20 protein-coding genes are annotated in these 26,246 nt (G+C 64.7%); 13 read left to right on the forward strand and 7 right to left on the reverse strand.

The window, feature by feature from the left end:
• Positions 1–32 precede the first annotated feature (32 nt).
• The gene (locus tag GYK42_RS22705; RefSeq protein WP_166449317.1) at positions 33–1,304 is read right to left on the reverse strand and encodes an ABC transporter substrate-binding protein; all 1,272 of its coding nucleotides are present in this window, start codon (positions 1,302–1,304) and stop codon (positions 33–35) included.
• A 293-nt stretch (positions 1,305–1,597) separates the two neighbouring features.
• Between GYK42_RS22705 and GYK42_RS22710 the strand changes: the two genes are divergently transcribed.
• The 6 genes from GYK42_RS22710 to GYK42_RS22735 all read left to right on the forward strand — a co-directional run bounded on the left by GYK42_RS22710 (position 1,598) and on the right by GYK42_RS22735 (position 8,912).
• Entirely contained in the window at positions 1,598–2,590 is a 993-nt protein-coding gene (locus GYK42_RS22710) for a sugar ABC transporter substrate-binding protein (protein WP_166449318.1), read from the forward strand.
• 96 nt (positions 2,591–2,686) lie between these two features.
• Positions 2,687–3,646 carry an ABC transporter permease gene (locus tag GYK42_RS22715; RefSeq protein WP_166449319.1) on the forward strand — a complete coding sequence of 320 codons (960 nt, stop codon included), beginning with the start codon at positions 2,687–2,689 and terminating at the stop codon, positions 3,644–3,646.
• Positions 3,647–3,651: 5 nt separating this feature from the next.
• Positions 3,652–4,443, forward strand: coding sequence for an ATP-binding cassette domain-containing protein (locus GYK42_RS22720; RefSeq protein ID WP_166449320.1), 792 nt, complete (start codon positions 3,652–3,654; stop codon positions 4,441–4,443).
• Positions 4,436–4,891 (forward strand): RbsD/FucU family protein, encoded by a 456-nt coding sequence (locus tag GYK42_RS22725; protein ID WP_166449321.1) that lies wholly within the window; start codon positions 4,436–4,438, stop codon positions 4,889–4,891. Before GYK42_RS22720 ends, GYK42_RS22725 begins: the two co-directional genes overlap by 8 nt.
• Positions 4,892–4,934: 43 nt before the next feature.
• Positions 4,935–7,562 (forward strand): glycoside hydrolase family 32 protein, encoded by a 2,628-nt coding sequence (locus GYK42_RS22730; protein WP_166449322.1) that lies wholly within the window; start codon positions 4,935–4,937, stop codon positions 7,560–7,562.
• A gap of 102 nt (positions 7,563–7,664) precedes the next feature.
• The gene (locus GYK42_RS22735; RefSeq protein WP_166449323.1) at positions 7,665–8,912 is read left to right on the forward strand and encodes an ROK family transcriptional regulator; all 1,248 of its coding nucleotides are present in this window, start codon (positions 7,665–7,667) and stop codon (positions 8,910–8,912) included.
• A gap of 29 nt (positions 8,913–8,941) precedes the next feature.
• On the opposite strand, the gene GYK42_RS22740 is transcribed toward GYK42_RS22735, so the two are convergent.
• The 3 genes from GYK42_RS22740 to GYK42_RS22750 are packed head-to-tail and all read right to left on the reverse strand — an operon-like array spanning position 8,942 to position 11,292.
• Positions 8,942–9,466 carry a GNAT family N-acetyltransferase gene (locus tag GYK42_RS22740; RefSeq protein ID WP_166449324.1) on the reverse strand — a complete coding sequence of 175 codons (525 nt, stop codon included), beginning with the start codon at positions 9,464–9,466 and terminating at the stop codon, positions 8,942–8,944.
• Positions 9,463–9,981, reverse strand: a complete 519-nt coding sequence (locus GYK42_RS22745; protein WP_166449325.1) for a GNAT family N-acetyltransferase — start codon at positions 9,979–9,981, stop codon at positions 9,463–9,465. The genes GYK42_RS22740 and GYK42_RS22745 overlap by 4 nt, the downstream gene beginning before the upstream one ends.
• A 36-nt stretch (positions 9,982–10,017) precedes the next feature.
• Positions 10,018–11,292: an amidohydrolase family protein gene (locus tag GYK42_RS22750; RefSeq protein ID WP_046686053.1), complete on the reverse strand. Its 1,275-nt coding sequence runs from the start codon at positions 11,290–11,292 to the stop codon at positions 10,018–10,020.
• Between the two features lie 379 nt (positions 11,293–11,671).
• Here GYK42_RS22750 and phaP point away from each other — a divergent pair, with 379 nt between their 5' ends.
• The 4 genes from phaP (at position 11,672) to GYK42_RS22770 (ending at position 18,510) form a co-directional block, all read left to right on the forward strand.
• Complete coding sequence (phaP, locus tag GYK42_RS22755) at positions 11,672–12,550, forward strand: phasin family protein (protein WP_166449326.1); 879 nt, start codon at positions 11,672–11,674, stop codon at positions 12,548–12,550.
• A gap of 166 nt (positions 12,551–12,716) precedes the next feature.
• Positions 12,717–14,468 carry an ABC transporter ATP-binding protein gene (locus GYK42_RS22760; RefSeq protein ID WP_166449327.1) on the forward strand — a complete coding sequence of 584 codons (1,752 nt, stop codon included), beginning with the start codon at positions 12,717–12,719 and terminating at the stop codon, positions 14,466–14,468.
• Positions 14,458–16,266 carry an ABC transporter ATP-binding protein gene (locus tag GYK42_RS22765; RefSeq protein ID WP_166449328.1) on the forward strand — a complete coding sequence of 603 codons (1,809 nt, stop codon included), beginning with the start codon at positions 14,458–14,460 and terminating at the stop codon, positions 16,264–16,266. Before GYK42_RS22760 ends, GYK42_RS22765 begins: the two co-directional genes overlap by 11 nt.
• 183 nt (positions 16,267–16,449) lie before the next feature.
• Positions 16,450–18,510 (forward strand): sensor domain-containing diguanylate cyclase, encoded by a 2,061-nt coding sequence (locus GYK42_RS22770; protein ID WP_240943724.1) that lies wholly within the window; start codon positions 16,450–16,452, stop codon positions 18,508–18,510.
• A 30-nt stretch (positions 18,511–18,540) separates the two neighbouring features.
• On the opposite strand, the gene GYK42_RS22775 is transcribed toward GYK42_RS22770, so the two are convergent.
• Positions 18,541–18,873, reverse strand: a complete 333-nt coding sequence (locus GYK42_RS22775) for a hypothetical protein (protein WP_058050535.1) — start codon at positions 18,871–18,873, stop codon at positions 18,541–18,543.
• A gap of 137 nt (positions 18,874–19,010) precedes the next feature.
• Positions 19,011–20,291: a cytochrome-c peroxidase gene (locus tag GYK42_RS22780; protein WP_166449329.1), complete on the reverse strand. Its 1,281-nt coding sequence runs from the start codon at positions 20,289–20,291 to the stop codon at positions 19,011–19,013.
• A 162-nt stretch (positions 20,292–20,453) separates the two neighbouring features.
• Here GYK42_RS22780 and acpA point away from each other — a divergent pair, with 162 nt between their 5' ends.
• The gene (gene acpA, locus GYK42_RS22785; protein WP_166449330.1) at positions 20,454–22,574 is read left to right on the forward strand and encodes an acid phosphatase; all 2,121 of its coding nucleotides are present in this window, start codon (positions 20,454–20,456) and stop codon (positions 22,572–22,574) included.
• A 79-nt stretch (positions 22,575–22,653) separates the two neighbouring features.
• Here the strand turns inward: acpA and GYK42_RS22790 are convergent, their stop codons facing one another.
• Entirely contained in the window at positions 22,654–23,556 is a 903-nt protein-coding gene (locus tag GYK42_RS22790; protein ID WP_166449331.1) for a hypothetical protein, read from the reverse strand.
• A gap of 180 nt (positions 23,557–23,736) precedes the next feature.
• Between GYK42_RS22790 and GYK42_RS22795 the strand changes: the two genes are divergently transcribed.
• Both GYK42_RS22795 and GYK42_RS22800 read left to right on the forward strand, forming a co-directional pair.
• Positions 23,737–24,621, forward strand: a complete 885-nt coding sequence (locus GYK42_RS22795) for a hypothetical protein (RefSeq protein WP_166449332.1) — start codon at positions 23,737–23,739, stop codon at positions 24,619–24,621.
• Positions 24,618–26,120 (forward strand): hypothetical protein, encoded by a 1,503-nt coding sequence (locus GYK42_RS22800; protein ID WP_166449333.1) that lies wholly within the window; start codon positions 24,618–24,620, stop codon positions 26,118–26,120. The genes GYK42_RS22795 and GYK42_RS22800 overlap by 4 nt, the downstream gene beginning before the upstream one ends.
• The last annotated feature ends 126 nt before the right edge of the window (positions 26,121–26,246 follow it).

The raw sequence follows: 26,246 nt of genomic DNA on the forward strand, positions 1-26,246 counted from the left end.
CGACGGCTACACGGCAGGCGGCTTACTGCGGCTTACTTTCTTTTGCTGGCCCGCTGCATCACTTCCGTCGCGTACTCATTCGCCTCATCGAGCGCGCTTTGCACGTCGCCGCGCGTGCCCGTAAACACTTCCTCCAGCACGACGCCCAGGTTGTCGCCGATGTCCGGCCATTCGGGGCTAGGCCAGATGGTCACGCGCGAGACGGGCGTGGTATCCGTCAGGCCCGCCTGGATCTGCGGCTTGACGTGCTTGCGGAAGTAGTCGCTGTTGATGGTGCTGGTGCGGTTGTAGTCGCTGAAGACGTTATCCTTCAGGCGTGCCTGTTCCTGCTCCTTGCCGGTGGCAAAGGCGATGAACTTGCCGGCCGCCTGGCGCGTGCATTCGTCCTTGGCGCCCGAAGTGGAAATGGCCAGGCCGTGGCCATACGCGGCCGATGCCAGCGGCGCGGGCGGGCGCACATAGCCCACCTTGTCGACCACCGAGGATTTTTTCGGGTCTTCCATCCAGTCGGCGAACGGCGTCGACTCGATCATGAAAGCCACCTTGCCCGACCTGAATGCTTCGAGCGCGTTGCTCCAGTCGTAGGTGACGCCGCCCGGCGGCGAATACTTGAACAGCTCGCGGTACAGGGTGGTGGCCTTGACGGCTTGCGGTGAATTAAAGGCGGGCACGCCGTTGTTTTCCCACTTGCCGCCGGCGGCCAGCATGAACGGCGCCCAGCGCCACACATTCATGCCCGAGCCGCGCTGGCCCCGCGCCGCCCAACCATACACGTTCGGCGGATTATTCATTTTCTTGACGGCGGCGACCAGTTCGTCGAGCGTCTTCGGCACGGCGATGCCAGCCTTTTCCAGCAGGTCGCGGCGGTAGAACAGGAAATCGCTGCCGCCGATCAGGGGCGCGAAATACGCCACGCCCTTGTACGAGGCGACGGCGCGGCGGCCCGGCAGGAAGTCGTCGTAGTCGGCGTCCTTGGGCAGGTATTTGAGCAGGGGGACGACCCAGCCGGCCGTGGCGAATTCGGCCACGTTGGCTTCGTCGATGTAATAGATCTGGTAGGAGCCGGCCTTGGTGGAAGCGTCGAGGCGGGCTTTCGAGCGGCGGTCGTTTTCGCCGAAATAGCTGATTTGTACCTTGGTGCCGCTTTTCTTTTCATACTCGGCGAGGGTCTTTTCCATCACCGTCAGGCCCAGGCTTTTTTGCGCCAGCACCTTGATCACGGGCACCGAGCAGCTTTGCGCCGAGGCGTCTGCAAACCCGGCGGACATGAGGGCGCCCCATGCAACAGCAGTCATGATTTTCATAACACGTCTCCATTTTTATAGTCCGGCGGTTTTCCACCGGTATGCCAACTATAAAAACAAAGCCCATCTGCCACCACTGCAAAAGCGGCGAGTTTTCAAATACTATTTTTCAGCAAAAAGACATCCATGCCGGCCGCGACGGGCTGGTATTTTTTACCACACACAATATATAAAGCCGCTTGATTTATTAATTAGCCGAGCGTATATTTGGCTCGGGCACCGCATTGACGGCCGCCCCCAGGCCGAGGCAATCGCCTCCCGGTAAAAAATAAATAGATTCTGGAGACAACACAATGAACGTCAAACAATGCATCGCACTGGCTATCCTGACGGCAGCCGGCGGCGCCGCCATGGCTGAGGAACCGATCGTCGGCCTGATCACCAAGACCGATACCAACCCCTTCTTCGTGAAGATGAAAGAAGGCGCGCAGCAACGCGCAAAACTGAAGGGCGCCAAGCTGTTGACGGCGGCCGGACGCGCCGACGGCGACAACGCCGGCCAGGTCACGGCGATCGAGAACATGGTGGCCGCCGGCGCCAAGGCGATCATGATCACACCGAGCGATTCGAAAGCCATCGTGCCGGCCATCAAGAAGGCGCGCGCCGCCGGCGTGCTGGTGATCGCCCTCGACAGCCCGACCGAGCCGCAGGACGCCACCGACGCGCTGTTCGCCACCGACAACTACAAGGCCGGCTTGCTGATCGGCCAATACGCCAAGGCCGCCTTCGCCGGCAAGCCCGTCAAGATCGCCATGCTGGACTTGTTCCCCGGCCATCCTGTGGGGATAGCCCGCCACAACGGTTTCCTGGCCGGCTACGGCGCGCCGGGCATCAGCGCCAAGACCGTCGGACCGGCGAAAACCGCCGACGTGGTGTGCATGGCGGACAGCTTCGGCGACCAGGGCAAGGGCCAGACGGCGATGGAAAACTGCCTGCAGAAAAATCCCGACATCAATCTCGTGTACACCATCAACGAGCCGGCCGCCGCCGGCGCCTACAAGGCGCTCAAGGCCGTGGGCAAGGAAAAGAACGTGATGATCGTCTCCGTCGACGGCGGCTGCGCCGGCGTGCGCGACGTCAAGGCCGGCGTCATCGCCGCGACCTCGCAGCAGTATCCGCTGAACATGGCAGGCCTGGGCGTCGAAGCCGGCGTCGAGTACGCCAAGAACGGGAAGAAGGCCAGCGGCTACGTCGACACCGGCGTCACCCTGATCAGCGACAAGCAGCAAGCGGGCGTCGAGAGCCGCGACACGGCGTTCGGCCTGAACTCCTGCTGGGGTAAATAAATCCACGCAGGCGGCCGCGTTCGGCAAGGCTGCGTGCCTTGCCGGCGCGCGGCCGCCTGCGCGCCTCCTTTTTCCCCTCTTGAATATGGATAACAGATGCGTTCCACCGTCCCGACATTTATGCCGCCGCTCTCGAAACTGGGCCCGGTCATTGCCCTGCTCGCCGCCTGCGTGTTCTTTGCGTCGCAGAGCGACCGCTTCCTCAGCAGCCAGAATTTTTCCCTGATCTTGCAGCAAGTCATGGTCGTCGGCATCATCGCCATCGGCCAGACCCTGATCATCCTGACCGCCGGCATCGACCTGTCCTGCGGCATGGCCATGGCGCTGGGCTCGGTCATCATGACCAAATTCGCCGTCGACCTCGGCATGAACCCCTATCTCGCGATAGGGTGCGGCATCGCCGTCACCGTGCTGATCGGCTTCATCAACGGCGCGCTGGTCACTTCGATCAAGCTGCCGGCGTTTATCGTCACGCTGGGCACGATGAACATTGCCTTCGCCGTCACGCAGCTGTACTCGCAGGCCCAAACCGTCACCGGCCTGCCGGAAGCGATGGGATTTTTCGGCAACACCTTCCAGCTCGGCCAGGCCACCTTTACCTACGGCACCGTGCTGATGCTGGGCATGTACGTGTTGACCTGGCTGTACCTGCGCGAAACCGCGCCCGGCCGCCACCTGTACGCCGTCGGCAACAATCCGGAAGCGGCCCGCCTGACCGGCATCGCCACGAATAAAGTTTTGCTGGGCGTCTACATGATCGCCGGGATGTGCTACGGCATCGCCGCGCTGATGTCCGTGGCGCGCATGGGCGTGGGCGACCCGCAAGGCGGCCAGACCGACAACCTCGACAGCATTACCGCCGTCGTGCTGGGAGGCACCAGCCTGTTCGGCGGGCGCGGCTCGATCATGGGCACCCTCGTCGGCGTGCTGATCGTCGGCGTGTTCCGCAACGGCCTGACCTTGATGGGCGTGTCCTCGGTGTACCAGATCCTGGTGACGGGCATCCTGGTCATCCTGGCCGTGACCACCGATCAACTGACACACAAGAAAGGTTGATAAGCATGACAACGCATGTGCAACCCGTATTCCAGGCCCGCGGCCTGGTCAAGCGCTACGGCAGCGTGACCGCCCTCGACGGCACCGATTTTGATTTGTTGCCGGGCGAAATACTCGCCGTGATCGGCGACAACGGCGCCGGCAAGTCCTCGCTGATCAAGGCCCTGTCGGGCGCGCTCGTCCCCGACGAAGGCGAGATGCTGCTCGACGGCAAGCCGATCCATCTCAAGTCCCCGATCGACGCGCGCCGCTACGGCATCGAAACCGTGTACCAGGACCTGGCAGTGGCGCCGGCCATGACGATCGCCGAGAACCTGTTCCTCGGCCGCGAACTGCTGCGCAAGGGCATGTTGTCGCGCTTCCTGCGCTGCATCGACAAGAAGCAGATGCTGGCCGAGGCGGAAGCCCATATGCGCGATTTGAAGATCGGCATCCGCTCGATGAAGCAAGCCGTCGGCACCTTGTCTGGCGGGCAGCGCCAGGGCGTGGCCGTGGCGCGCAGCACGGCGTTTGCCAGGCACGTCGTGATTCTCGATGAACCAACCGCCGCACTCGGCGTAAAGGAGGGCAATATGGTACTGGAACTGATACGCAATGTACGCGACCGCGGCCTGCCGGTGATTTTGATCAGCCACAACATGCCGCACGTGTTCGAGATCGCCGACCGCATCCACGTGCAACGCCTGGGCAAGCGCGTCGCCGTGCTGAACCCGAAGCACATCAGCATGTCCGACACGGTGGCAGTGATGACGGGCGCGAAGAGCGCCGAAGAATTTCCGGAGGAAGCCCATGCTTAAGGGAATCGATCCGCTGCTCAGCCCGGAATTGCTGAAGATCCTGTGCGAAATGGGCCATGGCGAGGAAATCGTGCTGGTCGACGCCAACTTCACCAGCCAGACCCTGGGCCAGGGCAAGCCGCTGGTGCGCCTGCCCGGCATCGACCTGCAGCGCGCCAGCGCGGCGCTGCTGTCGGTGTTTCCGCTCGACGCCATGGTGGACCAGCCGGTCGCCTTCATGAAGGTATGCAACACCGCCGACGGCTACCTGTCGTCACTGCAGCGCACCATGCTCGAGCAGATCGCCGCCACCGGCGCCGCCACGCCCGGGCAATGCGAGGCGGTCGAGCGCTTCGCCTTCTACGAACGCGTCAAGGGCGCCTACGCCATCGTGCAGACCGGCGAAATGCAGCCGTACGCCAATTTCCTGTTCAAGAAAGGTGTGATCAGCGAGCCGCTGGCGGACTGAGAAACGTGCAGCCGGAATAAAACATACCTATAAAGGAGACAGCATGTCAAACCACTTCCCTCTTCTCGCCTCCTGCCTTGCCACCCTGCTGGTGGGCTGCAGCAGCGGCAACGACAGCGACAGCGGACCGCCGCAGTCCAGCTACCTGGAAACCTACCGCCCCCAGCTCTCGTACACCGCCGCCAAAAACTGGCTGAACGATCCCAACGGACTGGTCTACCACGACGGCGAATACCACCTGTTCTACCAGTACAACCCGAACGGCAATACCTGGGGCGACATGTCCTGGGGCCACGCCGTCAGCACCGACCTGCTGCACTGGAACGAGCTGCCCGTCGCCCTGACGGCCGAAAAAGACGCAGGCGGCAAGCTCACGCAAATGTTCTTCTCCGGCAGCGTGGTGGTTGACACCAACAATACCAGCGGCCTTGGCAGCGCCGGCAATCCTGCCATGGTGGCCGTCTACACCAGCGTGTACCCGCAAGGAAAAACGCTGGCCAACGGCCAGGTGCTTGCCCCCAACACCCAGTCCCAGTCCATCGCCTACAGCCTGGACCGGGGACGCACGTGGACGCAGTACGCCGCCAACCCGGTGATTGCCGCGCCACCGGCCCCGTTTGAAACCGAAGGGCAAAATTTCCGCGACCCAAAAGTCTTCTGGTATGCACCGGAGCAAAAATGGGTCATGGTTGCCGTGGCCTCGGAAAAGCACCAGGCGTTGCTGTTCTCGTCCAAAAACCTGCGCGACTGGACCTACATGAGCGCCTTTGGCCCGGCCAACGCGGTCGGTGGCATCTGGGAATGTCCCGACCTGTTCGAGCTGCCCGTCGATGGCGACACCAGCAAACGCAAATGGGTGATGAACATCAACATCAATCCCGGCTCGGTGGCCGGTGGCTCCGGGGCGCATTATTTTGTGGGGAAATTCGACGGCACGCGCTTTGTGGCCGACGCCAGCAGCGTGATCGACAAGAAGCCCCCCACGGGTACCGTCTACCAGGACTTTGAAGCGGCCAGCTTCGATGCCACCGGCTGGACATCGACGGGCGACTTTGCGGCCAAGACGCCCGTGGCCCCCTCGCATGGCGTGGCCGACAAACAGGGCAGCCAGTTGCTCGACACCTACCGGCTGGGCAAAGATGACGGCGCCACGGGCACGCTCACTTCGCCCGCCTTTACCGTCACCAGCAAGTACATCAATCTGATGGTCGGCGGCGGGCGCCATCCGCGCTTGCCCGGTGCGGGCGACGGCACGGTGCCTGCGGGAACCCTGCTGTTCCCGGGCGCCGGTTTTGAAGGCCCGGCCAATGCCACTTACGCCGACCTGGGCTGGACGGCCTCCGGCGACGTGGTGGGGCAAAAAGTTGCCGCAGGAAGCGACGCCGACCGGCAAGCGGCAGCCGGCAAGCTGGGCGCGGGTGTGTTCAATTCCCTCATCGGGGCCGGTGACGTAGCCAAGGGCAGCCTGACGTCGCCCACCTTTACCATTTCCAAGGCCTATATCAACTTCCTTATCGGCGGCGGCAACCATCCCTACAGCAGCCCCAATCCCACGGCGGTGGTGCTCAAGATCAACGGCAAGGTCGTGCGCAGCGCCACCGGGGCGGATTCCGAACTGAACTGGACAAACTGGGACGTGCGCGAGTTCGCCGGACAGCAGGCCCAGATTGTCATCATCGACGACAACGACGGCGCCTGGGGACACATCGTTGCCGACGTGTTCGAGGCATCGGACCAGCCGGCCAAGCCCGTCAGCGATGAAACGACGGTGAACCTGCTGGTCAACGGCCAGGTGGTCAAAAGCGCAACCGGCGCCAATGCCGAAACCCTGAACTGGCGCAGCTGGAACGTGGACGCCTACCGGGGCAAGAGCGCGCAGATCCAGGTGGTGGACAAAAACACGGGCGGCTGGGGCCATATCCTGGTCGACCATATCGTCTTTTCAGACAGCGCCAAGGAAGAAGCCAACTGGCTCGACTACGGGGCCGATTTCTATGCCGCCGTGACCTGGAACGGCATACCCGATGGCAAGCGCATCGGCCTGGGCTGGATGAGCAACTGGGACTACGCTGGCAACACGCCCACCACCCCATGGCGCAGCGCCCAGACCTTCGCCCGGGAATTCACGCTGCGCACCATAGCCGGCCAGGCGCGGCTGGTGCAGCAGCCGGTGGACAACTTCAGCACACTGCGCAGCAAAGCGCTCTACAGCGCCCAGGACCGTTCCGTGGCCACCGGCGTGCAAGCACTCGATATCGCCCCCGCCCCGGGCCAGGCCCTGGACATCGTGGCCAAATTCCAGCCGGGCAGTGCCACCGGTTTTGGCCTGAAGGTGCGCACCGGCGCGAATGGCGAAGAAACCGTCATCGGCTATGACGCGGTGGCCGGCGAGGTCTACATCGACCGCAGCAAATCAGGCGACGCCAGCTTCAACGCCAGCTTTGCCGCCCGCCATACCGCCCCGCTGCCCCTGCGCACCGGCACGGTGGACCTGCGCATCGTGGTCGACACCTCATCGGTAATGGTATTTGCGGGCAACGAGGTGGTGTTGACCGACCAGATCTTTCCGCAACCGTCCAGCAACGGTATCGCGCTGTTCGCCGTGGGCGGCGCGGCAACGCTGAAAGATCTGACCATCTGGCCTTTGAAGTCGATCTGGGCCAAGCGCTAAAGCTGCACGGGAGCTCCAGCATCTGGAGCTCCACTGGCGGGGCGTCGGATATGTAATAAAATGTCCTTCTTTTACGCCTGTAGAAACCGGACTCGCCCCGCCATGTCAGACAGCTTTACCGAAGAGGCGTGCGCGCCGCAAGCAGCCATCGACGATGCTCCATGGCTGCAGCCGCGCGGCTCGAACCAGATGGGCATGAGCCAGTTCAACGAACGGGTGGTGCTGCAGGCCGTGCGCTTGCACGGCAGCATGCCGAAGGCCGACCTGGCCCGGCTGACCAACCTGAGCACGCAAACGATTTCCCTGATCATCAATCGCCTGCTGGAAGACGGCCTGGTCAGCAAGCGCGCGCCCGTGCGCGGCAAGGTCGGCCAGCCGTCGGTGCCCATCATGCTCAATCCGGACGGCGCCTTCTCGATCGGCATCAAGATCGGCCGGCGCAGCCTCGACGTGTTGTTGGTCGATTTCGTCGGCAAGACGCGCGAGCGCTTGTCGTTTCCCTATTCCTTTCCCGTCCCCGACACCGTGTTCGGCCAGATCGAGTCGGCGCTCAAAAGCATGGCCGTGCTGCTGGGACCGAAGTTGCTGCCGCGCCTGTGCGGCGTCGGCATCGCCGCGCCGCTGGGCTTGGGCGGCTGGCAGAATCTGCTTGAGATGGCGCCGGAACAGGCCAACGCGTGGGACAGCATCGACATCGGCCAGCGCGTGCAAACGATGACGGCGTTGCCGGTCGAGTTCGCCAAGGACACGGCTGCCGCCTGCGTCGCCGAACTGGTGCTGGGGCGCGGGCGCAGCATCAAGAACTTCCTGTACGTCTTCGTCGACATCTTCATCGGTGGCGGCCTGGTCATCAACAGCCATTTGCACAGCGGCCTGCACGGCAACGCCGGCGCGGTCGGCTCCTTGCCGCTCGGCATGGCCACGGCCGGCGCCAGGAACCCGCCGGGCCAGCTGCTGGGTGACGCTTCCCTGTTCAACCTCGAGCAGTTGTACAGCCTGGCCGGGCTGGACCCGGCCGCCGCCCACGACGGGCGGGCGCTGCAGGAACCCTTCGTCACGCACACCGTGGCCTGGCTCGACGACGCGGCGCGGGCCATTGCGCTCAGCATCACCAGCGCCACCTGCCTGCTCGACCTGGAGGGGGTGATTATCGACGGCTCCTTCGATCGCGGCCTGCTCGAACAGTTGCTGGCCCAGGTCGAGCGCGCGCTGGAATGCTATAGCTGGGAGGGCATCGCCCGACCGCAGGTGCTCGGCGGCACCGTCGGCTCCGACGCGCGCGCCGTTGGCGGCGCCTTCCTGCCCCTGTACGCGCATTTCGCGCCGGACCGCGACCTGTTCCTCAAGTAAAGCTTCTGTCGCGTTGTTTTCTATAGAGATTAAGAAAAACTCTTGCGATAGATATTGATGTCCTTGCCAACGATAGGCTGGCGCGAAAAGCGTTCGAAGCGCAAACCGAGCTTGTTGATCAAATTGATCGAAGGCTGGTTCTGCGGCGATACGAGGCCATACACAGCCGGCAGGCGCAGCACGTCTCGCGCATGGCGCAGCACACTCGATGCCGCCTCCCAGGCCAGACCCTGGCCGCAATACGCGGGCAGCAGCGCGTAGCCGATGTCGGGACCCGGCATGGTGGCGCGCTTGATCAGGCCGCACATGCCGATCGCCACGCCATCGCCGCGGTGCTCGACGATATAGAAAGAGTAGCCGAGTTCCTGCTGCTGCGCGATAGGGCCCGTTTCCAGCGCCGCGCGCGCCGCGTCCACGGTGTGAATGTTGCGGTCGCCGATGGTCGCCAGCCAGGTCGGCTCGTTCACCAGCCCGAGGAAAAACGCCCCATCATCGACGCTGGCGGTACGCAGGCGCAGGCGCGGCGTTTCAATCACAGTGGCGGCGCCGCTCATGCCGGCCACTGCATCGGATCGGTCAGCAGCTGGTACATCACGTAGGCGTCGACATAACCGAGCTGCGCGTGGCGGTAGGCCAGCGGCAGGGTGGCGACGACCGTGAAGCCCAGTTTTTTCCACAAGGTGACGGCGGCCAGGTTGGTGCTGACGACGAAGTTGAACTGCATCGCCAGGTAGCCCGCGCGGCGCGCTTCTTCCATGCAGTGCACGCCCAGCAGGCGGCCCACGCCGACGCCCTGCGCGGCCGGGTCGACCATGAACGAGGCATTGGCCACGTGCGATCCATGGCCAGGCTGGTTCGGCACCAGCTTGTACATGCCCAGCAGGCGCTCATTGCCCATGGTGGCGACAAAGCTTTGCACGCCGGGGCCGAACCAGTAGGCGTGGCATGCTTCGCGCGTCGTATCGGCGGGGAAGGAATACGTGTCGCCGCTGGCCACCAGGGTCTGGAAGATCGGCCACATGGCGTCGAAGTCGGCTTCGCTGGCCGGGCGGATGTCAATTTCTTTCAAGGCGGTGCTCCCGATAACAAGTGATGGCTGATTGTATCAGCGGCCCAGGCGGAAATTGACCGTTTCGGGCCGCCCCGGCAGGTGCAGGCGCGATTGCGCGCGCGGCGCTTCGCTGACGACTTTCCCGCGCCGCAGCACCAGGCGCCGCGCCGCGCGCAATCGCAGCGCTTCCACGGTACTGCCGCAATCGAGGATCAGCAAATCCGCATGGCAGCCGGGCGCGATGCCGTAGCCGTCGAGGCCCAGGATGCGCGCCGGCGTTTCCGTCACTGCCAGGAAACAGTCGTGCATCGCTTGCTGGCCCGTCATCTGCGCCACGTGCAAACCCATGTGCGCCACTTCCAGCATATCGCCCGAACCGAGGCTGTACCACGGGTCCATCACGCAGTCGTGGCCAAAGGCGACGGGGATGCCGGCGGCCAGCATCTCGGGCACGCGCGTCATGCCGCGCCGCTTCGGATACGTATCGTGGCGCGCCTGCAGGGTGATGTTGATGAGGGGATTGGCAATGGCCGCCACGCCCGCCTCGCGGATCAGGGGCAGCAGTTTGCTCACATAATAATTGTCCATCGAATGCATCGACGTCAGATGCGAGCCCGTCACCCTGCCCTGCATGCCAAGGCGCTGGCTGTGGAAGGCCAGGGTTTCGATGTGGCGCGACAGCGGGTCGTCCGACTCGTCGCAATGCATGTCGACCATCAGTCCCCGTTCGCAGGCGAATTCGCACAGCAGGCGCACGGATTCCGCGCCGTCCGCCATGGTGCGCTCGAAATGCGGGATGCCGCCCACCACGTCGACGCCCATGGCGATCGCGCGCTTCAGATTGTCGAAAGCGCCGGGGCTGCGCAGGATGCCGTCCTGCGGGAACGCCACCAGCTGCAAGTCGAGATACGGCGCCACTTGCCGCTTGACGTCGAGCAGCGCTTCGACGGCCAGCAGGCGCGGGTCGCAGATATCGACGTGCGAGCGGATGGCCAGCAAGCCGCGCGCCACGGCCCAGTCGCAATACTGCAGGGCGCGGTCCACCAGCGCCTGCTGCGTCAACTGCGGTTTCAGCTCGCCCCACAGCGCGATGCCTTCGAGCAGGGTGCCGGACGCGTTCACGCGCGGCAAGCCGTAGCTGAGCGTGGCGTCCATGTGGAAGTGGGCGTCGACGAACGGCGGCGTGACGAGGTCGCCGGCGGCGTCGATCTCTTGCGCGCCCGTCACGGGCAAGGCGGGGCCGACGGCGGCGATGCGGCCGCCCTCGATGGCGATATCGATGGCGCGGCGCCCGTCGGGCAGGCTGGCATTGCGGATGACAAGGTCCATGCGGACACTCCTTCGGTTGACTACGGTACTTGGCGCTTCCAGTGCATTGTCATCGTATCTCTCAAGAATGCTGCAGTGCGAGAATATAGTCACTGGCAAAAGCGTAGCCATAGATTTCATGACAACGCTTTGCGCGGGCGCAAACTTCCGGCAAATGCCGCCAGGCGCATGAATGAAGCCAGCACGCGGCACACGCCCTTGAGAAAATAGCTTTCAACTAACTCGAATCACCGCTAGAATATTCATATTGCGTTGCATCATAAAAAGTCTATGATCAGCTGTTTAGCACGCTACCTACTTTACAAAACGCGGCCAACTCTGGTTTTCGGGATTTTGCAGAGCGTTTTGCCAGCATTTTAATCCGTACAAAGGAGTAAATATGTTTCCGCTTCCTGAACAATTTTCCAGCGCCGCCAAGTCGCAACTGGAAAGCCAGCTGCAAATCTTCAGCACCCTCACCAGCAAAGTCTTTGAAAGCGCCGAGAAAATCATCGCGCTGAACCTGAACGCCGGCAAGGCCGCCATCTCGCAAACGGCGGAGACGGCGCAGCAGCTACTGGTAACGCAGGACCCGCGCGACTTCTTCAGCTACAGCACCAGCCAGGCGCAGCCGAACATCGAGAGCGTACTGGCCTACAGCCGCCAGTTGTTCGGCATCGCATCGAGCACCCAGGCGGAATTGCTGGCCTCGGCCAAGGCCCGCCTCGACGAAGCCGCGCCTGTCGCCGCAACTGCTCCTGCTCCTGCCGCAGCCAAGCCAGCGCTGGCCGCTGTACCTGCTGCGCCTGCGCCGACGCCAGCAGCGGCACCTGCCCCCGTTGCCGCCAAGCCTGCCGAAGTGGCCAAGCCTGCAGCCAAGGCAGCGCCCGTCCCTACTCCCGTTGCCGCGCCGGCAGCCAAACCAGAAGCCGCGCCTGCCAAGGTTGCCGAGAAGGCCGCCGACAAGCCAGCCGTGAAAGCGGTGGAAGCCAAACCGGCAGCCAAGCCGGAAGCGGCCAAACCCGCACCTGCCGCCGCACCGGCACCTGCACCAGCGAAAGCCGCCGCGCCAGCACCGGCCAAGCCAGCCGCAAAGCCATTCCCTTCGAGCAAACCGGGCGCCAAGCCAGCCAGCGCCGCCGGCAAGACCGTGGCCAAGGCCGCCGTAAAGCATACCCCTGCGCCAGCCGCCAAGCCGGCAGCCAAGGCAGCGCCCAAGGGCACGCCATCGAAACAGCTCGACATGCTGGGTGGCGCTAAAGGCAGCGGCCGCAAGTAAGCCTCGCGCAAGCCACTGACGCAGAAAAACAACGGGCTACGGCCCGTTTTTTGCGTGCCCGTCCACAGCGCGCTTTTCCGCCTTGTTGTATCCTACGCGTACTTTCCGTCCGCGTGCCCGCCCTTCCGCCCCGCGACACCCCATTACTACAAAACAAAAGGTAACCATGAGTTTATCGAGGCTCATCGCCGGCTTCGTGCGTCAGCATTGGCCGGCGTATGCCGCCGCTGCCGTCATGCTGACCGGCGTGGCAACACTGACCGTCTGGATCCCGCGCCGCGTGGGCGCCATCATCGACGCGCTGGCCGCGCACCGCATGACGGCGGCCGAACTGTGGCTTGAGCTGCTGACCCTGCTCGCCGTCGGCGTCGTCATCTACTTCCTACGCGTAGGCTGGCGCATCACCCTGTTCAAGGCCGCCTACCAGTTGGGCGTGATGCTGCGCACGCGCTTCTATACGCGCATGTCGCAGCAGGGCGCGTCGTTTTACCAGAACCAGCGCACGGGCGACCTGATGGCGCTGGCGACGAACGACATCGACGCCATCGAAATGGCCGCCGGCGAAGCCATGCTGGCCGGCTTCGACGGCACCTTGACCCTGCTGATGGTGCTGGGCATCATGCTGCTGGGCGTGGACTGGCGCCTGGCCTGCATCGCCCTCCTGCCTTTCCCGCTGATGGGACTGGCCTTCTGGCGCATCTCCAGCCATATCCACACGGCGTCGACGGATTCCTTAAAGCGCTTTTCGGCGCTGAACGATCATGTGCAGGAATCGCTGTCGGGCGTGCGCACCTTGCGCGCACTGGGCCTGGAAGAGCGCAGCAGCAAGCAGTTTTCCACCCTGGCCGGCCATGCGGCCAACGCCAGCCTGACGGCGCAGCGCTGGGAAGCGGCGTACGAACCGGCCGTCGGCCTGACCCTGACGGCCGCCACGGCGCTGACCCTGGGCCTGGGCGGCTACCTCGTGTGGCAAGACCAGCTGACCATCGGCGCGCTGACGAGCTTTTCCATGTACCTGGGCCAGCTGATCTGGCCCATGTTCGCCGCCGGCTGGGTGCTCTCGCTGATCGAACGTGGCCGCGCCGCCTGGCAGCGGCTGCAACCGATGCTGGACGCCCCGCTGGCCATCGACGACCACGGCACGATTGATACGCTGACGCCCGGCCCCCTGCAATTGCAGGACGTCGGCTTCGCCTATGCGGGTCAGACGGCGCCGGCCCTGTCCGGTATTTCGCTGCGTTTGCTGCCGGGCCAGACCCTCGGCCTCGTTGGTCCGACGGGCAGCGGCAAGTCGACCCTGCTGCGCGTTCTGCTGCGCCAGGTGACGCCGCAATCGGGCACGGCCACGTGGAATGGCCAGCCGCTCGACGCCTACACCTTGCACGCGCTGCGCGCTGCCATCAGCTGGGTGCCGCAGGAGTCGTTTTTGTTCTCCGCCACCATCGCCGACAATATCGCCCTGGCCCGACCCGGCGCCACGCGCGAGGAAGTGGAGCGGGCGGCGCAGCTGGCCGATATCCATGCCGATATTTTGCAGTTCCCCGAGGGCTATCAGACCCACGTGGGCGAGAAAGGCATCACCCTGTCCGGCGGCCAGCGCCAGCGCGTGGCGATTGCCCGGGCTCTCCTGGCCGACAACGGCTTGCTGCTCTTGGATGATGCGCTGTCCGCCGTCGATACGGGCACGGAAACGCGCATCCTGCAGCACCTGGAAGAACTGCGCGCGCGCCGCCCCGAGCGCAGCGCCATCATCGCCAGCCACCGCCTGAGCGCCGTCGTCAACGCGGACCTGATCCTGGTGCTGCGCGACGGCCATGTCACGGAAACGGGCAACCACGACGCGCTGATGCAGCGCGACGGCTGGTATGCCAGCCAGTGGCGCTATCAACAACTGGAAGCCAGCCTCGATGTCATCTAAGACCGACCAAGCCACCACCGCCACGCAATCCGTGCGCCGCCAGGCCGCGCAAGCGATCGGCCTGCTGCGCCGCGCCGCCGCGCCCGACCTGCGCCATTTATATTGGGCCACGTTCTGGCTGATCCTCGCCGCCGCCCTCGAAGTGACGGGCCCGATCCTGGGCAAGGCCCTGATCGACCAGCATCTGCTGCCGCGCCACCTCGACTGGACGCGCATGTCCTTGCTGCTGGGCGGCTGCCTGCTGACGGGCTGGGTCGCGTCCGGCCTGCGCTATCTGCAGCTGGTGCGTCTGTCCGGCCTGGCCATGCGTTCCGTCCAGCGCCTGCGCGAAACCGTCTACCAGCACGTGCTGCGCCTGCCGATGGCCTTCTTCGACCGCGCCATCACGGGCCAGCTGGTCAGCCGCGTCACCAACGATACGGAAGCGGTCAAGTCCCTGTACGTGCAGGTGCTGTTCGTCATCCTCGACAGCTCCATCGTCCTGGTCGGCACCATGGCCGCCATGGCTTTTCTCGACTGGCGCTTGATGCTGATCGTGCTGGCCCTGCTGCCGGCCGTGCTGGTCATCGTCTTCCTGTACCAGCGCTGGAGCGCGCCAGCCGTCACGCGCGCGCGCGCCCTGCGCAGCGAGATCAACGGGCAGATCGCCGAATCGATCGGCGGCATGAGCGTGCTGCAGGCAAATAACGCGGAAAAACGCTTCGGCGCGCGCTTCACGGGCATCAACCAGGACCACTACACGGCGCGCATGCAGGAATTGCGCGCCAACGCCTGGCTGCTGCGCCCCGCGCTCGACATGCTCAATATCGTGCTGCTGGCCGTCGTCATCTTCAGCTTTGGCCGGCGCGAGATGGGCGCCGTGGAAGTGGGCGTGCTGTATGCGTTCATCAGCTACATTGCGCGCGTGATCGAGCCGCTGATCCAGATCACCATGCAGTTCAGCCAGCTGCAGCAGTCGGTGGTGGCGACGGCGCGCGTCTCGGCCCTGCTCGACGAAGCACAGGCGCTCGAGCACGCGCAGGGACGGGAAACTCCGGCCCTGCGGCATGCGCAAACGGGCAGCGAGCTGCCCGCCGTCGACATCAGGAAGCTGACCTTTGCCTACGTGGAAAACCAGCCCGTGCTGCACGACCTGTCGCTGACGATACCGCAAGGCGCGTTCTTCGGCATCGTCGGCCACACGGGCAGCGGCAAGTCGACCCTGCTGTCCCTGCTGCTGCGCTTTTACCCCGTCACGCAAGGCAGCATCGCCATCAATGGCGTGCCCCTCGACAGCATCGACAACGAGCACTTCCGCGCCGACGTGGGCCTGGTGCCGCAAGACCCCTTCCTGCTGGCCGCCTCGGCGCGCGAAAACATCGACATGGGCCGCGGCTACACGCAGCAGCAGATCGAGACGGCCGCGCGCGCCGCCCATGCGCACGACTTCATCGCCGCGCTGGAACATGGCTACGACACGCCGCTGGGCGAAGGCGGCTCGCGCCTGTCGTCGGGGCAGAAGCAGCTGATCGCGATTGCCCGCGCGCTGGCAGGCCAGCCGCGCATCTTGCTGCTCGACGAAGCGACGTCGCGCATCGATAGCCAGACGGAGCAGATCGTGCAACTGGCCCTCAACGAGTTGCGCGGCAAGGTGACCATCATCGCCATCGCCCACCGCCTCTCGACCATCCGCGAGGCCGACCGTATCATCGTGCTCAATCACGGCCGCATCACGGAAGCGGGGCCGCACGACGCCCTGATGCAGATCGAAGGCGGCCTGTACCAGCGCCTGTACCTGCTGCAACAGCTGGCGCAGTAATGGCGCCTTGTCAACTCCCGCCGTGTGCACTTTCGCAAATTTCTGCGGTGCGCATGATATTTCTTGATTGCAACAGAATATAATCTGTTACAGACAGGTGGTCATTGCGGGAGCGGGACGTTGGCAGGCAGACAGAGACGGGCATCATGGCGAAAGGCGCATTGGCTGCTGGTATTGGCCTGCATGCTGCCGCCTGCCGCGCACGCCCAGGCCGGCAACCTGGAGCAGTATCTTGCCGCCGTGCGCGACGATGGCCGCTTCGTGCCCGCGCGCGCCCTGCAGCGCCTGCAAGAGGTGGAAACGCAGGCGCGCAGCGCCCCCTTGCCCGTGCGCGCGGAATTCCTTACCCAACTGAGCAACGCCCGCATGCGCCTGGGGCAGAACGATATCGCCATGCAGCTGGCCGAAGAGCTGATCGCCTACGCCCGCATGAACAAGAGCGACGTGGCGCTGGCGAAGGGCATGCTCAACAAGGCCTACATCACGTTTGCCCGGAACGAACGCCGCGCCTCGCACCTGCTGGCCTTTGAAGCGGAACGCATCGCCAATGGCACGGACGACTTGCCCGTGCGCGTGCAGGCCACCATCAGCGCGGGCCAGTCGTGGGCAGAGGAAGGCAATTTCCCGTTTGCGCTGGCCAAGCTGCAGGCGGCCGTCGACCTGGCGCGCCAGAGCAAATCCCCGTCCAGCCTGGCCGCCGCCCTGAATGCCCTCACCCTGCTGTACACGCAGATGCGCGAATACGACAAGGGTTTCGAAGTGCTCGACGAATTGCTGGCCGTGTCCAGCACCCTGGCGTCGCCGGGCCGCATGGCGCAGGCGAAGAATACGGAATACGGCTTGGCGCTCGACGCGCAGCAGCCGCAGCGGGGCCAGCGCGCCCTGCTGGCGGCCCTGGCGCTGGAACGCCAGCTGGGGGCGCGCGGCATGGTCGCCGTCACCCTCGTCAATCTGTCGGACAGCTACCTGAAGGAGGGCGACTACGCGCGCGCCCTGCGCTACGCGAATGAAGCGATCACGGCGGCGCGCCTCGTCAACGATGAACAGGTGGAGGCGACGGCGCGGCTCAATATCGGCCAGGCGCTGATCGGCCAGGGCCGGTTGCAGGAAGGCAAGCAAAGCGTGGCCACGGGCCTGGCCTATTACGAACGCACGGCTAACCAGCCGGAAATGCAGGCCGTGCTGCTGGAATACGGCATGGCGCTGGAAAAGGCGGGCGACCTGCGCGGCGCCGTCACGGCATACCACCGCGAGCGGGGCATTTCCAACCAGCTGTTCGAAAAGCAGCGGCAAAAGGCCGTGTATGAACTGCAAGAAAAGTATGAGGCGGAAAAGAAACAGCGCCAGATCGAGCTGCTGAGCCGCGAAAACCAGCTGAAGAGCACGGAAATCGACAACCGCCGTCTGCAGCAGCGCGTGTGGTGGCTGCTGGCGCTGGTGCTGGCCATGGCGTCCGCCATCGTTGGCTTGCTGTACCGCAAGGTGCGCCATGCGAACGTGCAGCTGAAGGTGAAAAACCAGGAGCTCAAGCGCCAGAGCTCGCGCGACCCGCTGACGGCCCTGTACAACCGCCGCCATTTCCAGGAATTCATGCGCAGCCACGCGGGCAAGCCGCAGCATTCCCATGGCGGCGCCGATGTCGTGGGCGCGCTATTCCTGCTCGACGTCGACCATTTCAAGCACATCAACGACGCTTACGGCCATGCGGCGGGCGACCTGGTGCTGACGACGATCGCCGAAACCTTGCACGACGTGTTGCGCGAAACGGACATGATCGTGCGCTGGGGCGGCGAGGAATTCCTCGCCTTCCTGCCGGCCGTCGCGCGTGACGGGCTCGACGATATCGCGCGGCGCATCCTCAACGGCATGGCGGCGCAAGTCATCCATTACCAGGGGCAGACCATCCAGGTGCACGTGTCCGTGGGCTTTGCGCCGTATCCGCTGGCGCCGCTGGGACGGCCCCTCACGTGGGAACGCAGCGTCAACCTGATCGACATGGCGCTGTACCTGGCCAAGGCGCACGGACGCAACCGGGCGTATGGCTTGCGCGGTTTTCAGAACGTGGAAAAAACGACCCTGGAAGCGGTGGAGCAAGACCTGGAACGCGCGTGGCGCGACGGCTTTGTCGATTTGAGCGTGGTGCTGGGGGGAACGGACGGGGTGGATGCTGCGAGCGCAGGGACGGCGGCGCAGGACAGCCAGGCTGGCGCCAGCGAAGGCGTCGCCGCAGCCGCCATCACCTGACGGCAGCTGCGGGGCGCGCTGATGGCGTGCTTACTTGTGCGCGGCGTCCTGCATCTTTTCGCCGGCTTTTTCCACTTTCTTGCCCACGGCATCGGCCGCTTCGCTCATTTTCTTGTCGGCGTCAGCGGCGACCTGGTCCATCTTGGCGCCCGTATCGGCAGCGGCCTGGCTCACGGCGGCGTCGGCCTTGGTAGCGGCGGCCTTGATGTCGGCTTCAGCCTTGGCAGCGGCCGCATCGATTTTCTGGCCAGCCTGTTCCGCAGGACCGGCAGCGGCGACATCGTCCTTCTTCTGGCAGGCAGCCAGTGCCACAACCATCATGCCGGCGGCGCACACGGTCATCCAATTTTTGCTTGCTTTCATGGTATTCCCTTTCATTGTTATCAAAAGACACAGATCAGTTCGCAATATACACCTGCCTAAAAGTTTCTAGCGTGCGCTAACGCACATAAAAACAGGCTTTTGTGGCGTAGTTGTAAGCAATGGTATCTTGATATCTTTTAGCTATGTTTTCCCTGTGCCGGAGGGGGAGCCTGATAGCCATCCGTCAGGGTGTGCAGGAAGGCGATCACGTCGGCGATCTCCGCGTCGTTCAGGGCCGGCGCCTGGCCCGGCTGGCGGTCGAACGGCGCTTCCACGTTCACGTTCGCCACCAGGCCGGGCGGCAGGTCGTCGTATTTTCGCACCTTGCCGTTCTTATCCGTCGGATACCATTTTTGCGGCGCCGTATCGCGCTGCACGTAAAAGCGCAGCACCTGCTCCAGGGTGTCAAAGCTGCCGTTGTGGAAAAACACCTTGCGCAGGGCGATGTTGCGCAGGGACGGCGTCTTGAAGCTGCCGCAGTACTCTTTATGTTCCGTCAAGTCGGTGCGGTCCGGGCCGCACAAGCCCATGTCGAAGAACGCCGGATCCGCGTTGACGGGCAGCTTGCCATTGCGCGGCACGCCGATATTGATCAAGCCGTAATCGGTAAATTGAGGGAAGGCGCCGCCGGAAGCGACCTGGCTGATGTGGCAGGACGCGCAATTGCCCTTGCGTTCATCATTGAACAGGGCCAGGCCGCGCGCTTCCTGCGGGCTCAAGACGGCCTGCTTGCGCAGCACGGCGTCGTACTTGCTCGTGTATGGATAGAAGTCCAACGGGCTTTCCTGGAACACTTCCAGCGACATCAGCGCCCAGCGCAAGGCCTGGCCCGGCTGCTCGAAGATATCCGCGCCATACGTATGGCGGAACTGCGCCGCCAGGGGGCCGGCCTTCAATTTGGCGATGACGGCGGCCGCATCGCGGTTGCCCATCTCGCGTTTGGAGAGCAAGGGCGCCAGCGCCTGCTCATGGCCCGACTGGGCGCGGCCATCCCAGTTGCGCCCGCCCGTGGGACCGGCGTCGACGCTGTCGTCGCCATCGTCGTCGTGATAATGCTCGGTGAAGGCGGGCGCCGTCTGCAGGTAACGCAGCGAGGGCGCGGCGCGCGTGCCCGCATCCTTCAATTCCGGGCCGCCCAGCTGCACCGCCAGCCCATTCGGCGGGCCGTATGCGTGCTCGGGACTGTGGCAGCTGGCGCACGACATTTTTCCTGAGACAGACAGGCTGGGCTCGAAAAACATGGCGCGGCCCATGGCCGTCATCTGGGCCACGGAAGGCTGGCGTTGCAGGGTGGGCGCGTAGGCGCCCGACAGATAGGCGGGCTTGGCGACGGCTTCTTTTTGCGCCGCAGGATGGCAGGCGGCCAGCAGACAGGCGGCTACAAAGGCAAGCAGCAAGGTGGAGTTCGTTTTCATCATGGGCTGGCAGCGTAGCAACGGCATGTGACAGCTGCGTGACAAAACCCTGCAAAACCTAATGTATCAAGTCCGTACATTACGTCATGTAACAGGCGCTGACATGTCATGGAGCTGACATATTGCCTGCCTAGCATGCGACGTTTCCACCCAAAAGGCATGAACATGAAACCGCAATCCCGCCCTGTCTTACGTCCCCTGCCTATCCTGCTGTCGCTGGGCCTGGCCGCCTGCGGCAGCAACTATGCGATCACGCCCCGCACCACGGGCCAGGTGATCGGCAGCTATTATGAAAACGCCCAGGTGTGCCTGGAAAGCGCCACGGCCAAGCTGACGTGCGACAGCGCTTCCGCCGCCGTGCGCACTTCGGCCGACGGCAGCTACACCTTGGACGGCAAGGGCGCCGTGCTGGTGACCGTCGGCACGGACGCCATCCGCCACGAAGCCATCGGCGACACGGGCAGCAAAGTGACGCAAAAGCTGCTGCTGCGCGCCCCCGCAGGGCACAGCGCCTTCGTCAGCGCCCTGTCGACGGAACTGGCGCAAGTCATGGATGGCAATGGCGGCGACTTCGCGTCCGCCAGCGGCAAGCTGGCCGCGCGCCTGGGCGTGTCCGAAGCGAGCCTGGCATCGGACTTCAACAAGGCCAGCGGCGACGAGCAGGCGAAACTGAAGGCGGAAAACGCCAGCGTGACGGCCTTGATCGCCAGCGCCAGCGCGCAGGCGGCGCCGGCCGATGCGCTGGCCGCCCTGAACGGCGCGCTGGCGCTGAACAATATCCAGACCATCGTCGTCATCTACGCGGAAAACCGCGGCTTCGACAATCTGTACGGCCTGTTCCCGGGCGCCAACGGCGTACCGGGCGTCAATCCCACGTCGACGTCCTCGTATCTGCCGCAGAAGGACATCGACGGCAGCACCCTGCCCGTGCTGCCGCCCACCTGGGGCGGCATGACGGCGGCGGGCCAGAGCACCGTCATCACGCAGGCGCAATCGGCCAACCTGCCCAACAAGCCGTTCCAGATCGACGACGCCGGCAGCCCCCTGTACCTGCCGCAATCGGTGGTCACGCGCGACCTGGTGCACCGCTTCTACAACAACCAGATGCAGATCAACGGCGGCGCCAACGACAAGTTCGCCGCGTATTCCGATGCGGGGGGCCTGTCGATGGGCTATTACGACGGCAGCAAGATGCAGCTGTGGGACATCGCGAAACAATATGCGCTGGCCGACAACCTGTTCATCGGCGCCTTCGGCGGCTCCTTCCTCACGCACCAGTACCTGATCTGCGCCTGTGCGCCCACCTACCCGAACGCCGACACGTCGGTGGCGAAAGGCTCGATCGCGAAGATCGACGTCGACGCCAACGGTAACTTCCTGCGCCTGACGCCATCCGCCACGGCGCCGACCACGGTCTTGAACGGCGCGCCCGCCTATGCCAACGACGGCGCGCTGACGCCGGCCGACAGCACGGGCATGTTCTACGCCGTCAATACCATGCAGCCGCCGTTCCAGCCCAGCAGCAACGCGCCCGCCTCGGGCGACAGCAGCAAGCTGTTTGCGGACACGGGCAAGGCCAACACCCTGCCGCCGCAAACGCAGACGAATATCGGCGACCTGCTCTCTGGCAAGAACATCGACTGGGCCTGGTATGCGGGCGCCTGGAAGGACACGACGGCCCTGGCTACGGCCAGCGCGCGCGCCGGCAGCTTTCCGAATCCGCCCAACTTCCAGTTCCACCACCAGCCGTTCAATTACTTTGCCAACATGGACCCCGTGAAGGCGCCCGCCTACCGCGCCGCCCACCTGCGCGACTTCGACAGCCAATTTCTTAGCGACGCGAGCGCCGGCAAACTGCCGCCCGTGACCTTCTACAAGCCGCAGGGCAATTTGAACCAGCATGCGGGCTATGCCAGCGTGGCCGATGGCGACGCCCACATCGCCAGCGTCATCGCCCAGCTGAAGAAAAGTCCGCAGTGGAAGAACATGCTGGTCATCGTCACCTACGATGAAAACGGCGGCTTTTATGACCACGCGGCGCCGCCGAAGGGCGACCGCTGGGGTCCGGGCACGCGCGTGCCGGCCATCCTCGTCTCGCCGTACGTGAAAAAGGGTCTCGTTGACCACACGCAATACGATTCGGCCTCCATCCTGCGCGCCATCACGCACCGCTTCTCGCTGCCCGTACTCGATGGCTTGAGCACGCGCGACAAGGCCTTGGTGGCCAATGGCGGCAAACCGATGGGCGACTTCAGCGCCGCGCTGGCCTTGGTACCGCAAGAGTAAGGCTGAGTAAGGCTGAGTAAGGCTGAAAAAATTCGCCCGCCCGGCTTGGCTGCGGCGGGCGTTTTACATGTTGTTGGCGCTACTGGCCCGGGGACGCATCGAGCAGCGAACGTTCGAGCAATTGCGACAAGGCCGTACGCAGCGCCTGCGTGCGCGCCGCCAGTTCCGGCCGCTTGTAGCGCTCGGCGGCGATCAGGCTGTTTTCCAGGCAAACCCGGTCCAAACGCGCCAGGCAGGCGTCGGCCGCATCGAGCTGGGCGCTCGCTTGCGCCACTTTGACCTTGGCGTCGAGTTCCAGGGTGTCGGGATCGTCACCCCAGCGCTTTACGTAAATGGCCAGGCGCGTGGCGGCCAGATCCGGCTTGCCCGCGTCGAGCGCCTGGTTGACGCTGTCTTGCAGCGCCGTCCACGCATGCGCCCGCTGCTGTTGCTTGTCGCACGCGGCGGCAGACTTGGTGATGCTCGCCTGCAAGCGCTTGATCTGTGCGGCGGGCGCCTTGGCGCTTTTCAGCACGGCCAGCGCGCTGCGCGCCCCATCCAGGTCGCACTGCGCCGCCAGCGCAGTGGCGGCCTCGACCTGTTCCGCCACGCTGGCCGGCTTGTCGGCGGGCTTGTTATAAAACCAGATACCGGTCAGCACCACTGCCGCCGCGATCCACGTGCGCAAGCGCACGGGCGGACGTGGTGGCGGCACCGAGCCTTTGCCGGCAGGCTTGGCGGGCGGCGCCTTGGCCGGCGCGGGAGCCGATGTTGCAGGCGCTGGCGGGACGGGCTTGGGAGCAGGCTGAGACACGGGCTGCGGCGCAGGAGTGGGCGACGCCACGGGCACGAGCGGCGGCACGCGCGGGGGTGCCGGGGGCGGCACCACTGCTTTCTCCAGAACAGGCGCTTGCGCCACCTGCCGCGCGCCGCAAAACGGGCAATGCGCCACGCGCAGCGGCAAGGTCCGGCCGCAAGCGGCGTTGATGCAAATGTCATTCACTGTTTCAAGCACATTCCAACCTTTTCTTGGAGTCATTCCACTGCGTTCTGCCGCAATATTACCTTACGCAAGCATCACAACGGCGCACCCGCAGCGTGTTCCACGGCCTTGATACGGATCAAAAAGCATCCGCCGCCGCGGCCTAAGCTGGAAGTACCGGCCAAGGACAAGGAGAACGCCATGTCAGCCCACCTGATCATCGAAGACGGCCAGCCCTGGTGGGACAGCGCCGATATCTGGGTCGTGCCGGGCAATGATCCGAATGGCCCGCCCGGCGCGCCCATTGCCGGCACCAGCAATTACCTGTGGGGCCGCGTGCACAACACGGGCGACAGCGCCTCGAACGGCGTGCGCGTGGATTTTTACTGGGCCGACCCTTCCGGCCAGATCGCCGTCGGTGCCGCCACGCAGATCGGCTCGGCCTTTGCCGACTTGCCGCCGGGGGCCACGCAGGAAGTGCTGTGCCTGGTGCCCTGGGTCCCCGTCATCGTCAATGGCGGTCACGAATGCCTGCTGGCCGTGGCCCACGGCCCCGGCGACATCAACCCGCTGCCCGATCCCCTGCCCAACGGCTTCCCTTTCCAGCCCAGGCAGCACGAGCAGATTGCCCAGCGCAATGTCACCGTGGTGGTGGCGGCACGGCGCGCGCAACTGCTGACCATCGCGGTGGCGGCCCTGCCCCGCGAAACAAAAAAAGTGGAACTGCAGATCGAGCAGGGCGGCGAGCTGCCGGAGCCCCTGCTGGCCACCCTGGGACTTGAGCGCTGGCAGCCGGCCAAGGACGCCCGCGTGATAGCGGGTCTGGCGCGCACGCCCCATTGCAATGGCGATACGCCCGGCGAGCAAAAGCTGGCGCTGGACGTGCCGCGCGGCCAGGCCCAGGCCGTGTACCTGAGCGTGCGCGCCGAAGCCTTGCCGCCACGCCAGTATGCACTGCTGCGCGTGCTGGAAAGCCAGGACGGCAAGCTCATGGGCGGCGTCACGTACATCGTCACCGATCTGGAGAAAGAGCAAGTTCAAGAGCAGGCGCAAGAACAGCACCACCCCGAGGAGCAAGCATCATGAGCGATACCCCCCTGCAGGTGCTGACGCGGCCGTTCGCGATCGAGCCCGTCACCAATATCATGCTGCCCGATGGCATCTTCGACAATGCCATCTATGGCTTGCGCATCGCCGCCCACGTTACCAACACGTCGGGCAGCGCGCTGACGAATGTCACCGTGTATCTGGAAAGCGTGGGCGACCCCGGCATCGTGCCCGTGGCCCGCACCTTTTTCTTTGCCAGCATTCCCGCCGGCGCGGCCATGCTCGTCATGTGGGATGCCGACTTCCAGCATGCGGCGCCCGGCAAGCGCCTCGTCAGCTTCGTCGCCAAGGCCGACGGCCATACGCCGCACCGCTCGATCCAGCAGATTTTTGTGTCGCAGACGCGCTTCGACAGCGCCACCAATACCTACACGTGCACGGTCGAGGAAGGCACCCTGGAACTGTCCAAGCCGCAAGGCCACCTGCCGGGCAAGCGCTGGGGCAGCACGGGCACGGATGGCAAAGAGTGCCGCTGCCCGCCCGGCCTGGGGCCCATCGTGCCGACCGGCGTGACCCTCGTCTGGACGCCGAATCCCGCCTATGCGGGCACGCATGGCGAGCTGCCGTTTTCCGACCCATGGTGGAAGGTCCTCGCCATCATCATCGCCATCATCGCCGCGCTGGTCGCCATCATTGCCGCCGCGCTCGGTTCAGGCAAGGCCAGCTTCAGCGTGGGCGGCACGTTCGAGGAAACCGATCCCAGCGTCGATTGCTGCTCGCTCGAAGGGGCCGGCTCGGGCCAGCCCGAATTCACGGTGGCGGGCGTGGCCTCGGCCATCGCCTCGGGCGCCATCGCCGTCGCCTGCTCCGATATCGCGGACCCGTTCTGGCGTGGCCAGGAAGCAACACCACCAGCCGCCGGCGAACTGACCCTGGCCGAGCGCGTGGTGGCGAAATGGGTGCTGCCGGAAGCGCCGAACGCGGGCCTGCCCTACACGGCCGACATCAGCTGGGAGTATCAGCGTTTCACCACGGGCGCCACCTACCAGCATGCCGTCACCGAAACGCAAGTCAACATCCACGTGGCGGGGCCCGTGGAAACGGATACGCCCGCCGTCGTGCAAGCCTATGAACCGCTGTGGATACGCGCCAGCTTCCAGCGCGACAATGGCAATGTCTTCCGCGGCACGGAACTGTACGCCTTCGTGCTGTTCCAGGCACCGCAAGGCCTGTATTTCGTGGAATCGCTGACCGACGACGGCCTGGGCTTCGACCCGGGCGCCAATGACGGCGTGTACGCAGGCAGCCTGGACTTGAAGCGGGCTTACCGCACCTTGCTGCAATATGATCAAAAGGTCTACGGCACGTGGCGAGTCTTCGTCTTCGCCCAGGACGTCAACCTGACCAAGCCCGGCACGCCACCCGAAATCGCCGCCCAGCACATCGGCGGCATGTTCGTCGCCAGCGCCATCGAAATCACCTTCGACGACACCCTGCCCTGCCCGCTCAAGGCGCAGGCGAATATCGTCGTGGTGTAGTGATAAGCGAGAAGCGAGGCCAAACGTAGGTCGGATTAGCGCGGCAAAGCCGCGCTAATCCGACAACATTGTTGGCTCCCGTACGCACACCACGAGCGACTGAGAAAATGCTCAAGGCTAGGCGCG

The sequence above is a fragment of the Janthinobacterium lividum genome, assembly GCF_011601275.1.
Lineage (GTDB): Bacteria > Pseudomonadota > Gammaproteobacteria > Burkholderiales > Burkholderiaceae_D > Janthinobacterium > Janthinobacterium lividum_E.